This window comes from Pseudarthrobacter leeuwenhoeki (assembly GCF_055412885.1).
This window is the reverse complement of the sequence record NZ_JBVAYY010000012.1, coordinates 118,147-132,960: the sequence shown is the minus strand read 5'-3', so window position 1 is coordinate 132,960 and position 14,814 is coordinate 118,147. Positions and strand designations below refer to the sequence as shown.

General features: G+C 68.1%; 9 protein-coding genes. 3 read left to right on the top strand and 6 right to left on the bottom strand.

Annotated elements, in window-relative coordinates:
- Positions 1-149 precede the first annotated feature (149 nt).
- Complete coding sequence (locus tag ACZYX4_RS12705; protein ID WP_463876377.1) at positions 150-4,112, top strand: FtsK/SpoIIIE domain-containing protein; 3,963 nt, start codon at positions 150-152, stop codon at positions 4,110-4,112.
- Between the two features lie 55 nt (positions 4,113-4,167).
- Here ACZYX4_RS12705 and ACZYX4_RS12700 read toward each other — a convergent pair whose 3' ends face one another.
- Complete coding sequence (locus ACZYX4_RS12700; RefSeq protein ID WP_463876375.1) at positions 4,168-4,659, bottom strand: hypothetical protein; 492 nt, start codon at positions 4,657-4,659, stop codon at positions 4,168-4,170.
- Positions 4,660-4,899: 240 nt separating this feature from the next.
- Here ACZYX4_RS12700 and ACZYX4_RS12695 point away from each other — a divergent pair, with 240 nt between their 5' ends.
- Positions 4,900-5,148, top strand: a complete 249-nt coding sequence (locus ACZYX4_RS12695) for a WhiB family transcriptional regulator (protein WP_003804966.1) — start codon at positions 4,900-4,902, stop codon at positions 5,146-5,148.
- A 154-nt stretch (positions 5,149-5,302) separates the two neighbouring features.
- On the opposite strand, the gene ACZYX4_RS12690 is transcribed toward ACZYX4_RS12695, so the two are convergent.
- From ACZYX4_RS12690 to ACZYX4_RS12675, 4 genes are read right to left on the bottom strand one after another with little or no spacing between them, the layout of a single operon-like run.
- Positions 5,303-6,772 carry a sensor histidine kinase gene (locus ACZYX4_RS12690; protein ID WP_463876373.1) on the bottom strand — a complete coding sequence of 490 codons (1,470 nt, stop codon included), beginning with the start codon at positions 6,770-6,772 and terminating at the stop codon, positions 5,303-5,305.
- A 30-nt stretch (positions 6,773-6,802) separates the two neighbouring features.
- Positions 6,803-11,677 carry an NAD-glutamate dehydrogenase gene (locus tag ACZYX4_RS12685; protein WP_463876371.1) on the bottom strand — a complete coding sequence of 1,625 codons (4,875 nt, stop codon included), beginning with the start codon at positions 11,675-11,677 and terminating at the stop codon, positions 6,803-6,805.
- A gap of 59 nt (positions 11,678-11,736) precedes the next feature.
- A complete protein-coding gene (locus ACZYX4_RS12680; RefSeq protein ID WP_463876369.1) occupies positions 11,737-13,050 on the bottom strand; it encodes an AAA family ATPase in 1,314 nt (437 codons plus the stop codon).
- Positions 13,047-13,691 carry a CpaB family protein gene (locus ACZYX4_RS12675; protein ID WP_463876367.1) on the bottom strand — a complete coding sequence of 215 codons (645 nt, stop codon included), beginning with the start codon at positions 13,689-13,691 and terminating at the stop codon, positions 13,047-13,049. The genes ACZYX4_RS12680 and ACZYX4_RS12675 overlap by 4 nt, the downstream gene beginning before the upstream one ends.
- Before the next feature lie 149 nt (positions 13,692-13,840).
- Between ACZYX4_RS12675 and ACZYX4_RS12670 the strand changes: the two genes are divergently transcribed.
- Entirely contained in the window at positions 13,841-14,056 is a 216-nt protein-coding gene (locus ACZYX4_RS12670) for a helix-turn-helix domain-containing protein (protein ID WP_056425852.1), read from the top strand.
- A gap of 36 nt (positions 14,057-14,092) precedes the next feature.
- Here the strand turns inward: ACZYX4_RS12670 and ACZYX4_RS12665 are convergent, their stop codons facing one another.
- Positions 14,093-14,710 carry a hypothetical protein gene (locus tag ACZYX4_RS12665; RefSeq protein ID WP_463876365.1) on the bottom strand — a complete coding sequence of 206 codons (618 nt, stop codon included), beginning with the start codon at positions 14,708-14,710 and terminating at the stop codon, positions 14,093-14,095.
- Positions 14,711-14,814 lie beyond the last annotated feature (104 nt).

Here is a 14,814-nt window from a genome sequence, read left to right as displayed (position 1 = left end):
CCCGCGGGCGGGCCAGCCAACAGCCCCCTCCTCCGACGGTTTGCCGAGGTGAGCACGCCTTTCCACATAGCGGATTTCTCCACCCCGCGGCAGGGAAACCGCGCCTACCGTGGGATCCAAACGACGCCTCGGGAAAGGACTCTTCTCCGATGATGCTGCACTGCACCCTGGTTGCGGCTCCGGGGTCCGTCCACCGCTCCGGACCGGTGGAACTGGCCATCGAGCTGCCTGCAGGGTGCCCCGGCACGGATCTCCAGGCCGCGATCTCCCGGCGCTACGGCACCGGGACGCTGTCAGTGGGCCTGGTGCCGGTGGCCACGTTGACGGTCGGCCAGGCCCCCCTCGTCCAGGGTGCCGTTCTGGTGGACGGCGCTGCCCCGGCCACCGCCCGGAAGATGGCACCGCTCGCACTGGCCGTGCACAGCGGGCCGGGCGCCGGACTGGTCTTTCCATTGCGGCGCGGACGGTTCCGGATCGGCCGCAGCGGAACCGGGATCGTCATTCCGGATGCCGAGTTGTCCCGCGAACATGCGCAGCTGGACGTGACTGATTCCGCCGTCACCCTCCTCGATCTCGGGAGTGCCAACGGGGTCAGGGTCGACGGGAAGAGGATCCGGGCGGCGGTCGTCTCCACGGATTCATCGATCCAGTGCGGCGGCTCGTCGATGTCCCTTGCTTTCGGCAGCACCCGGGACCCGGGCACCCTGGACCCGGGCACCCTGGATCCCGGCAGTCTGGCCGCCGCCGGGTCCGACGTCACGGCACCATTGGTGATCAGCAACCCGGCGGCGCACAGCAACAGGGTTACGCTCCTGCTGGCCGCGACACTGCCGCTGGCCATCGGAGTCGGGCTGGCCATCCTGACCGGAATGTGGATCTTCCTGGCTTTCACAGCCGTGTCCGCCGTTTCGATTCTCGTCCCCGTCGCCGCGGGCAGGAGGCAGCGCCGCGAACTGAAGGCCGCCGTCGCCGCGGCAGCGCATGAGGACACGGAACGACGGCGGAGGGCCGCACCATCCGCCGGTGAGCTGTCACTGGGCGTTGCATCCGCGGATCCCGGCCCTCCGAAGGTTGCTGCCACCACGGGCCCGGTCTGGTTGCGGCTCGGACAGGCACAGCAACGCGCCAATATCCGGCTGGACCCGCCTGATCCCGGATTCCGGCCACCGATGCTCGGCAGGATGCCGGTGACCCTTGATCCCGCGGCGGCGGTGACGACTCTGCGTGGCCCGGAACCGGCGGTGGCCGGCCTGGTCAGGTCCTTCGTCTTGCAGCTTGCCGGCTATCCCGCGGCCCGGCGGACCAGGATCCTGATTCACGGCCCCACCCCGCCGCTTCTCGCCGCGCGTTTCCTGCCGGCCACAATTCTCTCCGCGTATGAGGCGTCCACGCTGGAGACCCTGGCAGCCGGCCCGGGCCGGGACTATGAGCGCGGGGTCCTGATCATCGTCGTTGGGCTTCGAACGGCCGGGCTGCGCTCCGCGGCGCTCAGCCATGGCTGGCAGGTGATCGACTGCGCCGGCGATCCGGCCCCTGCGGCCGGTGCGGCGCTCGTTCTCACTGAGCGCACCGCGTGGCTATCAGCAGCGGGCTTGCCGCTGGAGTTCACTCCGGATCTTGTTCCCGCCGGTGTCTTCGACCGCAACTGCCGCCGGCTGGGGGCGCGGGCCTGTGCGTCAGCTCCCGATACGGGCATCCCCGAGGCCTGTTCACTGCTCGGGCTGCTTCCGGTCTCCGCGGAGGACGTAGCCTCTCGTTGGGCCGGGTCCGCAGCCGTGCGTGGCCTTCCCGTCCTGGTCGGCATGGGACGGTCCGGCCCCCTGTGTCTGGATCTCCAGGTGGACGGTCCCCATTTTTTGGTGGCGGGCACCACCGGATCCGGCAAATCGGAGTTCCTCCGGACCCTCGCGGCGGCGTTAGCGGCCGCGCATCCCCCTGACCGCCTCAACCTGCTGTTCATCGATTTCAAGGGCGGATCCGGTCTGCGGCCGCTGGCCGGCCTGGCCCACTGCGTCGGGCTCCTGACGGATCTCGACCTTGGTGAGGTGGCACGCACCCTGGTGTCCCTGGAGGCCGAAGTCCGCCGCCGCGAAGTACTCCTCGCCTCGCACCGGGCCGCCGATCTCACGGCCTACGAGGCACTGGCTCCGCACGGGTCTCCGCTGCCCCATCTGGTCCTCATCATTGATGAATTCAGGATGCTGGTTGACGAGGCGCCTGATGCGCTGGCCGAGCTCATGCGGATAGCTGCCATCGGCCGCTCACTGGGGATCCACCTGGTCATGGCAACCCAGCGTCCCCAGGGGGCCGTTTCCGCGGATATCCGCGCGAACGTGACCAGCTGCATCGCGTTGCGGGTTCAATCCGAGCTGGAATCCCTGGACATCATCAACTCCCGGCTGGCGGCCTCCATCCCGGTCACGAGTCCGGGACGCGCCTACCTCGTCCGCGGAAACGAAGCGCCGGAGGAGTTCCAGACGGCCACACTCGTCTCACCCGTTCCCGAGACGGCCCCCAGCCCGACCGTGACGGAGGCAATGGAACTCCTCACCCGCCCGGCACCCGCCGGCTCCCCGGGCCTGGAGGGCGGCGGCACGGCACCACCGTCCCTGGCGGTGGCCCGGTTGGCGGAAGCGGTGTCCGCAGCCTGCGCGGCGGCCGGCAGTCCGACGCCGCGCCGTCCTGTCGCAGCGCCCCTCCCCCGGCATGTGCCGTTCCCCGCTGACGGGAACCGCAGCGGGATCAGGCTGGGTCTGCTGGACCTTCCCGAGGAACAACGCGTGAGGGAGTTCGGCTGGGATCCGGGCACGCACGGCCACCTTGGCCTGGTCCCGGGCCTCGCCGGTGGTGCCGACGCTGCCCTGGGGCTCATCATGGATCAGCTTCTCACCCGCGATGACGAAACGCATGTGTACCTTCTGGATGCCGCCGGTTCCTTCAGCGCAGCGGTGACCCACCCCAGAGCCGGGGCGGTCGTGGGACTGCACGAGCTTCGCCGGTCCGTGCGGGTGCTGGAGCGCATCTCCGAAGAGATGGTCCGGAGGTTGGGCACCGGCCGCGCGGCTGACGCGCCTGCCGTCGTCCTCGCGCTGTGCGGTTGGGGGTCCTGGGTGTCTGCGTTTCGGGCCGGCCCGCTGGCATGGGCCGAAGATCTGGTCCAGGACATCGTCCGCGACGGCGCACGGGCGGGGATCACCGTGGTGGTTGCGGGTGAACGCGAGCTCGTCACCGCACGGTTCTTTGCTGCCGTTCCCAACCGGATCTTCCTGCCCGCCGGCTCGACGGAAGACGGGCGGCTCGCCTGGCCCCGGCTGCCTGTCATCGAGGCCGGTGCCGGCCGGGTGGTGGTGTTCGGCCCGGTATCCGCCGCAACCTCTCCGTCCGGCCACGTGGGACAGCTCTTCGAACCCCGCCCCCCCGCTGTCCGGGGCGGGCCCGGCCAGGCCGCCCGGACCCGGCCTTTCCGCGTCGAGCCCCTTCCCGTGAAGGTGACGGTCGCGGAGGTCCAGTCCCGCGCCGCAGCGGAGCCGGCTCCGCCGCCAGGGCATCTGTGCCTCGGGGTCGAAGGCGATGAACTCCGTCCGGCGTACGTCCCGCTGCCTCCCGGGGCTGTCCTGGCCGTCCTCGGTGGCCACGCCTCCGGGAAGACCTCACTGCTGGCGGCCCTGCCGGGCCTCAATCCCGCCGCAGGCTGGCTTCGGGGCCCGGCGGCACGGGATCCGGAGCGCTGGTGGGCCGGGACCCATGACGCTGCGCTCGCCGGCGCCCTGGACCCGGCGGCGATACTCCTGGCGGACGACCTCGATCTGCAGTCGCCCGAAACCGGCAACCGGCTGCTCCTGCTCAACACCCTCGGCTGGCGGGTGGTGCTGACGGCGGGCTTCAGCCCGGGGCTTCGGCTACGGGTGCCGCTGGTTCAGAGTGCGGCGGGCCCGGGACGGGGCGTGCTGATGGCCCCGCGGGCCTCGATGGACGGAGACGTGTTCGGAGTCAGGTTCGAACTTGAGCAGAACCCTCCCCCGGGCCGGGCTGTCCTGATTTCGGACGGGCGGGCACGGGCCCTGCAGGTGGCGTTCGATCCGGCCGCACCCTCCAACGGCAGAAGACCGTAAGCGCCGGCTGCGGAGCCCCGCTGCAGGACCGGCTGCAGGATCGGCTGCAGGGCGGCTACAGGGCGGGCGGTGCCCCTCCGACGCGTGAAGCGAACGCGATGACACGCTTGTCGAAGAGCAGAATAATGGCGAGAACCGCCGGCACCAGCATGGCCAGGCCCGCCAGCGGGTATCCGCCCGACAGTGTTGGAAAGCCGATCGTCAGCGTGAGGAGTTGCGCCACCAGGGCGCCGGCGCGCGGCCACCGGTAGCCGCGGAACAGGAAGGTGGCCACCGCATAGAGCCAGGCGGAGAAGGCCAGCAGGAGCCCCAGCGTGAACACCGCCCCCCAGAAGGAGAGCACCGGGGCGCCGGTCAGCAGTTGGCTTCCGTACCAGAGGGCTGCCATGAACAGCGCGGTCGCCTCCAGGGCCACGATGATCGCAATCACCAGGATGCCTGCGGGCCGTGCGGGAGCGCCGGTCCCGGCGCCGCCTGCCGGGATCCCGGCGGGCTCGGCGTCGCTGTTACCGGCAAGTTCGGAGGGGTCTTCAGGGGCTCTTGACACACTGGCACAGTACCGGACATAGTGGGCCAAATGTGAGGCCACCGCGAGCCAATGTGATGCATCGCTCACCATGTCAGGGTATTTTGCGGCCGGGTACCTCTTGTTTACGCAGCGTTAACATGACACGCTTAATCCAGATGACCTAGGGGGCCCCAGAGGCCCCCTTCCTTATGAAGCCTCTAGTGAATAATTTCACAAGGGCTTTTGACGAGTTCCCAGGAAATGGAGTGACTGATCAGCATGGATTGGCGTAACCGCGCAGCGTGCCTTGACAAGGACCCGGAGCTGTTCTTCCCCGTAGGAAACACCGGCCCTGCCCTCCTGCAGATCGAGGAAGCCAAAAGTGTTTGCCGTCGATGCCCCGTTGTCGACACCTGCCTGCAGTGGGCACTTGAATCCGGGCAGGACGCCGGCGTCTGGGGCGGTATGAGCGAGGACGAGCGCCGCGCCCTGAAGCGCCGCGCGGCCCGCGCCCGCCGCGCCTCCTGACCCCAGGTTCCTGAAGCCGGCCCGCCGGCGATCCGCTTTTAGCGACAGGACAGCAATGGCCGCAGACCTCCGTCTGCGGCCATTGTCCGTTAAGCCGGCGCCAGCCTTGCCGGCCGGGCCGACCGAAGGATTCCACCGGCGGTCCGGCCGCGGGCTATCTTTTGGCCAGGCTCAAGACAATCTGGACAGCCGTTCCGCCGCCCTCCCTGGCCTTCCACTGGATGCTGCCGCCCAATTCGCTAGTCACCAGGGTGCGCACGATCTGCAGGCCAAGTCCCTCCACGTAGGGGGCAGCCGGGATGCCGACGCCGTCGTCCGTCACCGTCACGGTGAGCAGCTCCTCGCCGTCCTCGCTTTCGGAACGGTCCGCGGTCAGCCAGACGGTACCGGTCCGGCCCTCCAGTCCGTGTTCGACGGCGTTCGTTACCAACTCGTTGATCACCAGGGCCAGCGGTGTGGCAAAGTCGCTCGGCAGCTCGCCGAAGAGTCCGGAGCGCTCCGTCTTCACATGCTGCGACGGGGACGCCACCTCGGCCGAGAGCCGGAACTGCCGGCCGATAAGCTCATCAAAGTCGACACTCTGGGTCAGGCCCTGCGACAGCGTCTCATGCACGAGGGCGATCGTGGCCACGCGTCGCATCGCCTGCTCGAGTCCCTGCTTGGCCTCGTCGCTGACCATGCGCCGCGATTGCATCCGCAGCAGCGCAGCCACCGTCTGCAGGTTGTTCTTCACCCGGTGGTGGATCTCGCGGATGGTGGCGTCCTTCGTCACGAGTTCCAACTCCCGCCGCCGCAACTCGGAGACGTCCCGGCAGAGCACCAGGGCACCAAAGCGCTGCTGCGCGTCGCGCAGGGGAATCGACCGCAATGACAGGCTGACCCCGCGGGACTCGATTTCACTGCGCCACGGCATGCGTCCTGTGACGACCAGCGGCAGTGTCTCGTCCACCATGCGGCGGTCCTTGAGCAGGCCCGCGGTCACCTCGGCCAGGCTCCTGCCCTCGAGGGACTCGCCGTCGCCGAGCCGGCGGAACGCCGAGACACCGTTGGGGCTCGCGTACTGGACGATGCCTTCGGCATCGAGCCTGATCAGGCCGTCGCCGACGCGGGGCGCGCCACGGCGGGACCCGGTGGGCGAGGCGAAATCCGGCCACAGTCCCAGCGTCCCCATCCGCAGCAGATCATAGGCGCATTGCCGGTAGGTCAGCTCCAGCCGCGAGGGCATCCGGGAGCTGGACAGGTCCATGTGGGACGTGACGATCGCCAGCGTCCGGCCGTTCCGGACCATCGGCACGGCCTCGACCCGCAGGGCCATGTCGCTGCTCCAGTTGGTCTCGTTGGAGCGCTCGATGGTACGGCTCTCCCACGCCGCCTCGACCAGCGGCTGCAGATCCGATCTGATCCCCTCCCCCACGAAGTCGGCGTGGAACACCGTATGCGTGGTGGAGGGCCGGACGTGGGCCAGCGCCACGTAGCCGAACTCAGGGTGCGGAAACCACAGCGCGAGGTCCGCGAAGGCCAGGTCCGCGACCATCTGCCAGTCGCCGACGAGGAGGTGCAGCCACTCGGCATCCCCCGGCCCGAAATCAGCATGCTCCCTGATGGGGTCCGTAAAGATTGCCACTGCACCTCCATTTGCGACGCCGGCAGGTGCCTAGCGTCGAACGATTGACCTCAGGAGCCTCAATGCTACCGACAGCGAGGCCATGTCATCGGCCTCAAGGGCGTTCACCTCGTCAAACATGCTCCTCGCCCGGTCCAGCTGCTCGACATTCTGGCTCTCCCAGGCAAGCAGCCGGTCCTCCGCCGGCATTTCCGGGGGCGTTGCCTCCAGCACCGCCGTCGTCATATCCGAGACCGTCGAGTAGAGGTCGTCGCGGAGGGCCGCCCGGGCCAGGGCCTGCCAGCGGTCCCTCCGGGGCAGGTTGGTGATGCGTTCGAGCAGCGAGTCGGCGTGGAAGCGGTTGAACACCGTGTAATAGACATGGGCGATGGTCTCCACGGGTTCCGGGCTGGCGTGGACGATCTTGGCAATATCGAGCAGCACGAAGCTCTCGAACAGTTCCGCCCAGCGGTGGGCCAGGTCCTCGGGCAGTTCCCAGCCGCGCGCCTTCTCGAGCCATTCAGCCACACGGGCACGGTCGTCGCCGCGCAGGTAGTCCAGCAGTCGTGCCCGCATGGGATCCATCAGCGGCTTGAACTCGCCAACGACCTCAGCAATGGGCCGTGAGGCGTTGCCCTGGCCCAGGACCCAGCGCACGGCCCGGTCCAGCAGCCGGCGGATGTCCAGGTGCACGGTGCTCCAGTGCTCCGTGGGGAAGGACGCGGGCAGCTCATTGAGTTCCCCGACCATGATGTCCAGTTCGTAGACTTCGCGGAGCGCCACGAAGGCCTTGGCGACGGCGGCCTCGGTGGCCGAGGTCTCTTCCATGGCGCGGAACGCGAACGTGATGCCGCCCATGTTGATCATGTCGTTCGCCACCACCGTGGCGATGATTTCTCGCCGCAGCGGATGGGTGTCCAGCTCGGCGTCGAACCTGTCACGCAGCTGCTGCGGGAAGTAGGCCCGCAGGGTCTGCCGGAACCAGGGGTCCTCGGACAGGTCGCTGTCCCGCAGTGCCGAGGCGAGCTCGATCTTGGCGTAGGCCGCCAGCACCGACAACTCCGGCGAGGTCAGGCCCTGGCCCTGTTCCAGCCGCTCGCGCAGTGTCTCCGTGGTCGGCAGGGCCTCCAGATCGCGCTTCAGATCGGCGGACTTCTCCAGCCAGTCCATCAGGCGTTCGTAGCTGGGACTCCATTCGGAAACCCGCATCCGGTCATTGAGCAGCAGGATGTTCTGGTCGATGTTGTCCTCCAGCACGAGGCGGCCGACCTCGTCGGTCATCGATGCCAGGAACTCCGAACGCTCCGCCGGATCCAGTTTCCCTGCGGCAACCATCCGGTCCACGAAGATCTTGATGTTGACCTCGTGGTCGGAGCAGTCCACCCCGGCGGAGTTGTCAATCGCATCGGTGTTCAGGATGACGCCCTGGAGGGCGGCCTCAATCCGGCCATGCTGCGTCATGCCCAGGTTTCCGCCCTCACCGACCACCTTCACGCGCAGGTCGCGGCCGTCGACGCGGATGGAATCATTGGCCTTGTCGCCGACCTCGGCGTTGGTTTCGGTGCTGGCCTTGACGTAGGTGCCGATTCCGCCGTTGTACAGCAGGTCGGCCGGGGCGAGCAGGATCGCGCGCAGCAGTTCGGGCGGGCTGAGCCGGGTGGTCCCGTCGGGCAGTCCGAGCGCGGACCTGACCTGGTCCGAGACCGGGATGGACTTGGCCTGGCGGGCAAACACACCGCCGCCCTCGCTGATCATTGACTTGTTGTAGTCGTCCCAGGAGGAACGGGGCAGCGCGAAGAGCCGCTGGCGCTCGGCGAAGGAGACGGTCTCGTCCGGGGTGGGATCGAGGAAGATGTGCCGGTGGTCAAAGGCCGCCAGCAGCCGGATGTGCCGGGACAACTGCATGCCGTTGCCGAACACGTCACCGGACATGTCGCCGACGCCGACGACCGTGAACGGCTCGGACTGCGTGTCCAGGTCCAGCTCGCTGAAGTGGCGCTTGACGGATTCCCAGGCACCGCGGGCGGTGATCCCCATGGCCTTGTGGTCGTAGCCGACGGAGCCGCCGGAGGCGAAGGCATCGCCGAGCCAGAAACCGTATTCCGCGGCAAGGCCGTTGGCGATGTCGGAGAAGGAGGCCGTTCCCTTGTCGGCCGCAACGACGAGGTAGGAATCCGCGTCGTCGTGCCGTACGACGTCGGCCGGCGGCACCAACTGCTCGCCCTCCGGCGTCGTGACGAGGTTGTCGGTGATGTCCAGGAGTCCGCGGATGAAGGTCTTGTAGCTTTCGATGCCCTCCGCCATCCATGCGGTGCGGTCTGCCGCCGGGTCCGGGAGCTGCTTGGCGTAGAACCCGCCCTTGGCGCCGGTGGGCACAATCACGGCGTTCTTGACCGTCTGGGCCTTGACCAGGCCAAGGATCTCCGTGCGGAAATCCTCGCGCCGGTCCGACCAGCGCAGCCCCCCGCGGGCGACCTTGCCGAAGCGCAGGTGCACCCCCTCGACCCGGGGCGAGTAGACCCAGATCTCGAACATCGGCCTCGGGAACGGCAGGCCCTCCATGGCGGACGGGTTCAGCTTGAAACTGAGGTGCGGTTTGTTCTGGTAATAGTTGGTCCGAAGCGTCGCCAGGATCAGGTTCTTGAAGGTCCGCAGCACCCGGTCGGCGTCGAGGGTCGCGACCTGTTCGATCGCGCTGTCCAGTCCGGCGAGGACCTCCTCCTGCCTGATCCGGCGCGACTCCCCGTCCAGCGCGGGATCGAAGCGGGCTTCGAACAGGGCGCTGAGTCCGCGGGTGACATCCGGGTTGGCCAGCAGGGTGTCGGCCAGGAATCCGTAGGAGTTGGTGTTGCCCATCTGCCGCATGTACTTGGCATAGGCGCGCAGCACGACGACCTGGCGCCAGTGCATTCCCTCGCGCAGGGCCAGCCGGTCGAAGCTGTCCGATTCCACCGCACCGGACACCGCGGCCCCGAAGGAGTCCGCGAGCAGCTGCCCGGTCTTGAGCGGGTCCACCCCTGCCGGGTACTTCAGGCCCAGGTCGTAGAGGAAGAAGTCCCGGTGGTCGGCTGTTTCGATCTCGAACGGGCGCTCGTCCAGGACTTCCAGGCCCAGGTTGTGGAAGTACGGCAGGATCTGGCTCAGGCTCTGGGGCTCGAGCATGTAGAGCTTGACGCGGGCGTCCTCTTCAAGCGTCGCGCCGGCGCCGTTGGGGAGGTAGACGTGGACACCGGCCTGTTCCTTGGCGGTCTCCCCGGACCGGGCGGCGACGGCTCCGTGCTTTTCGAAGCGGGCGATGTCCTCCAGGGCATCCTCCACCTCGTAGTCGACGCGGTAGCTCGCCGGGAAGGCCTCGGCCCACACCGCGGCAAGCTCCTTGGCGCGGTTTTCCTGGCTGCCTCCGGCGCCGTCGGCGCGGGCGCGCAAAACCTCGGCGATGCCTTCGCTCCACGAGCGGGCCGCGCGGACCAGCCGCTTTTCGAGATCATCGGTGTTGACGTTGCTGACATCGGCGTTCTTCGGAAGCCGGATCCGGAAGAAGAGCCGCGCCAGGGCGGATTCGGTCATCCGCGCCTCGTAGTCGATGGACACGGCGTCGAAGGTCTGGCGCAGTTCCTGCTCGATGCGCAAACGCACGTTGGTCGTGTACCGGTCGCGCGGAAGGTAGACGAGCGCGGACATAAAGCGGCCGTAGATGTCCGGCCGCAGGAACAGCCGGGTCCGGCGGCGTTCCTGGAGCCGCTGGATGCCGGTGGCAATGGCGGCGAGGTCGGGGATTTCGATCTGGAAGAGCTCGCCGCGGGGGTAGGTTTCGAGGATGCCCAGCAGGTCCTTGCCGGAGTGTGAATCCGGCGGGAAGCCGGCATCGCGCAGGACTGCGGCGACCTTCTCCCGGACCACCGGGATGTCACGCACGGATCCGGCGTACGCGGTGGTGGCGAAGAGTCCGATGAAACGTCGTTCGCCGTTGACGTTGCCGGCCGCATCGAAGCTCTTGACGCCGATGTAGTCCAGGTACGCGGAGCGGTGCACAGTGGAGCGTGAGTTGGCCTTGGTGATGACAAGCGCGCGCTTTTCGCGTGCCTTCTTGCGGCCGGTCTCCGTGAGGTGCTGGATCTGGTGCGGTGTGCCGGCACTTTCGCGCAGCAGCCCCAGCCCGCTCTCCACCCGGGGTTCCAGGACATCCTCGCCGGATCTGTTCTTGAGTTCGTATTCGCGGTAACCGAGGAAGGTGAAGTTCCCGTCGCCCAGCCAGCGCAGCAGTTCCTCGGCCTGACGGAGTTCGGCGATCTGCGCGGGATTGGCGAGCTTGTCCAGGTCCCCGGCAATCTGGATGGCCCGGTTCCGCATCTTGGGCCAGTCCTCGACGGCGGCGCGCACGTCGGCGAGCACCCGGCCGATGCCCTCGGTCAGCGCCGCGCGCTTCGCGTCGTCGACGCGGTCGATCTCGACAGCGATCCAGGACTCCATGTGGGAGGCGTTGTCGCCCTGGGCGATCAGGTGCGACAGGTTGGGCATCGCTGCCGTATCGCCGCTGGAGATGCCCAGGTGCGAAGGGACCCGTGCGACCCGGACCAGCTCCCCGCTCTCACGGTTGCGGGTCACGACGAACAGCGGATGCAGCACCAGGCGGATGGGGGCGTGCTGCCGGACCAGCTCGGCGTTGACCGAGTCAACAAGGAAGGGCATGTCGTCAGTGACGATGTAGACGACGCTGCGGTCGGCTTCGTCGGAGATGGTGATGTTGGCGTTGCCCGGCAAGCGGTGCTCCGCCGTTTGGCGGTGCGTCTGCGCCCGTGCCGCGAGCAACTCCTCGGGATAAGCCCGGGCGTCTTCCCCGGCGATGTGCTCATAGTAGTCCCGCAGGTAGCCTTCTCCGGCACCGATCGAAACGGGTTGATCCTCCACACTGGACCCAGACGACATCGACAAACGCCTCCATCAAGAAAGTTCATGGCCGCTTCGTTGCGGCCCTCATGGCGAGCCTAGCTCCTTAGCCGGCGCTTTGCTGTGGTTGAAAATACAGAGGATCGGCGGTTTTGCTGGACGGGTGCACAAACCAACGCGGCGATGCCCTCCCGCAGCGGGGAATCCGGCGCAGCCTCCAGCAGCAGCGAGCCGGAGAGCAGGGCCGCATCACTCGAGACCGGATCAGCCGGGAGGAACGCCAGCAGCGGGGCGGTCGGGCCGTACCGCTCCCAGGCGTCGCGCAGTTGCCGCTCCGGGGAGCGCCCCACGGCGGACTGACGGACCTTGTTCAGCACCACGCGCGGGGACGCCTGCGGGACGGCCAGTTCAAGTTCGGCCAGACCCCGGACCAGCCGCGGGACGCCGATCGAATCAGCGGTTCCGACGGCGAACACGGTGTCCGCCAGTTCAAGGCTCCTCAGCGTCGCGGCGTTCCGGCGGGGCGCCGTCGTGTCGAAACTCAGCTCTTCATCGCTTTCGAGGCAGAAACCTGTATCGACGACGGTGACGTCCACGACCTGCCGGGCGCGCGCCAGGACGAGGGACAGCGCCGCGGCGCGAAGTTCAGTCCAGCGGTCCGCCCGGGTGATTCCGGTCAGCACCTGAAAGGTTCCCGTCCTGGTCACCACAGGCGCGGCGATCCGGAGCAGGGCTTCGGCGTCAAGGAGGCCCTGGTCCGCCAGGCGGCAGGCCTGGGCTAGACCTGCGGCTTCGTCCAGGAGTCCAAGCATGGCTGCGACGCTGGCACCGTAGCTGTCCGCATCCACCAGCAACACCGATTTTCCCTCGGCAGCGAGTTCGGCCGCCATGTTGGCAGCGAGCATGGTCCGCCCCGGCGATCCGGCCGGGCCCCACACCGCAATGATCTGCCCGGCGCCGGATCCTTCCGGTCCCTCCGCGGCAGCGCCGCGGCTGTGGCCCGGCGTAGGGGCTGCGTCGGCAGATCCGGGGCTGTCTGCCCGCCGAAGCCGCTGGTCCGGCCCGGCCAGGCGTGCCACCGCCCCCGTGATGCGGCTGGCGAGGGCCGCGGCGTCGACCCCGGTGAGGTCTGCGTCCACGCCGATCCCCTGCAGCCGGGCCTTTTCCTCGGGACTGTCGGTCAGGGCCAGGACCGCCACCCCGACGGCCGACAGCCTGTCGACCAGCGACGCCGTCAACTCCTCGCTGCCCTGCGCCACGACGGCGGCCCGGGCCAGGCCGCCCTGGCACGCCGCCAGCAGTTCCGCGAGTTCGGTGCACCGCCGGACGACGGACACCGGCCCGTGCAGCCGTTCCAGCCTGCCGACCAGGTCTTCGCGCGAATCCCCGACAGTGACGACCGGGATGCTCATCGGCCCGTGCCTCCCGGGTTCCAGACCACGGAGATCTTTGCCTTGTTGGCCTGCGCGCCCAGCAGATTGGGCATCTGCCCGTCCGTCACCAGCACCATCACGACGGTGGACCGGGCAGACCCCAGCGCCGTGCTGCCCGGGGTGATCTGGGCGATTTCGGCGCCCGGCAACAGCAGGGTCGGTTGGGTGAACCCGTTCCGGGCGTCGGGCAGGGCAACCCAGACATCCACCCGTGACCCGGCAACCGCCTGCGGAGGCAGGGCCTCATCGATGGTGACCGCGACCGGTTTCCGGTCCAGGCCATCGACCTGCCCGAAGCTCTCGCGCGCCACCAGTTGGTCCTTGCCGATTCTCTGGACGGCAACGAGCCCGTCCGGCACGCCGGTCGCGGGCGTCAGATACTGCTGCTCCACATCGCCCAGACGGACCTTGACGCGGTTCAATTTGTCCGGGGTCAGCTTTTCGCCGACGGCGATTGCTTCCCGTGCGGTGTAGGCCTCGGCTGTCTGGTCCGCGGCCCCGACCAGGGAGATGACTCCTGCAACCGAGGCCAGGACGAGCAGGATGCCGATAAGCAGCCTGGGATCTTTCCAGGATGGTTTCTTCAGCCGCGCCCCTCCGGCCACCGTGGTCCCACCCATGCGTCTGCTCCCCCCCGTAGTCGCCGCCCGGCACCGGCCGGGCATCATCATTCTTACGCCTTCGCGCCCTGACGGGAAGGTGCCGGAACAAAGAAGTGCAAACTGTGGATATCGGCCCCAGACGAAGCCATTGGTGGCAAAATGGGATTATGCCCCGATTCCTGACCCTTGCCGACGTTGCAGAGCAGCTCCAGATCAACGCCCCGGCTGCCTACGCGCTCGTGCGCAGCGGTGAGCTCAAGGCCATTCAGGTGGGCGGCCGCGGCCAGTGGCGTGTCGAGGAGAAGATGCTCGAGCAGTACATCGAGGAGCGGTACGCCGAGGCAAGCCGGATGATCGAAGAGGCCAAGTCCAAGACCCGCTGAGTCTGGCGTGCCGCGTGCGCTGCAGCGACGGCCCGCTCATTGTGCCTCGTACCCCGGAGCCCGGGCCGACCTGATCCCGGCCAGCGCGGCAAAAGGGATGGTCGCCAATTGCCGGACGTTGGCCGCCCGCCGGTCCTCGCCTTCGCCGGTGACCGCCAGGTCAAGGTAGTCGCGACCGACCCTGTCAATCACCCCGTGGAGCGTCGATCCACCCGTTGAACCGCCGGAGATCAGGACGGCGAGGCCGGTGCGGTCCCGTGCCAGCCCGCGCAGGGCGCTGGCAAGGCCCAGTCTTTGCCGGACCCTGGACGGCTCGGGTACGGCGAGCCGCGAGAGCCCGAGGTAGCGGACCGCCGAGGCATAGGGGACCAGCACCTGGTGTCTCGGCTCATCCAGCACGAGCGCCTGGCTTCCAGCGTGGCTCAAGGTCCCCCGGAACATCGATCCGGACGCAAGTTCAACCACAATCAGCAGCCCCAGCGAGCCGCGCAGCCGGTCCGCGAGTTCCACCGCCGCAGCCTCCAACCGGGTCCGCTCCGCGATTTCCGCGTCGAGATCCAGCCGCTCACTGGCGGCCATCTGTGTCTCCAGGTCCTCAAACAGGGCATCCCAGCGCATGGCGTCAGCGTAGGCGCGCCCGGCCGTTAGGGTCAACCACGCCCTTTTGAATGAACTCTAGACAAACGTACTCTTTATGGATCAAACTGTGTCTAAATGCATCAAACAGCATTAAAAACATCAGTTTCGAGCCACTCCCG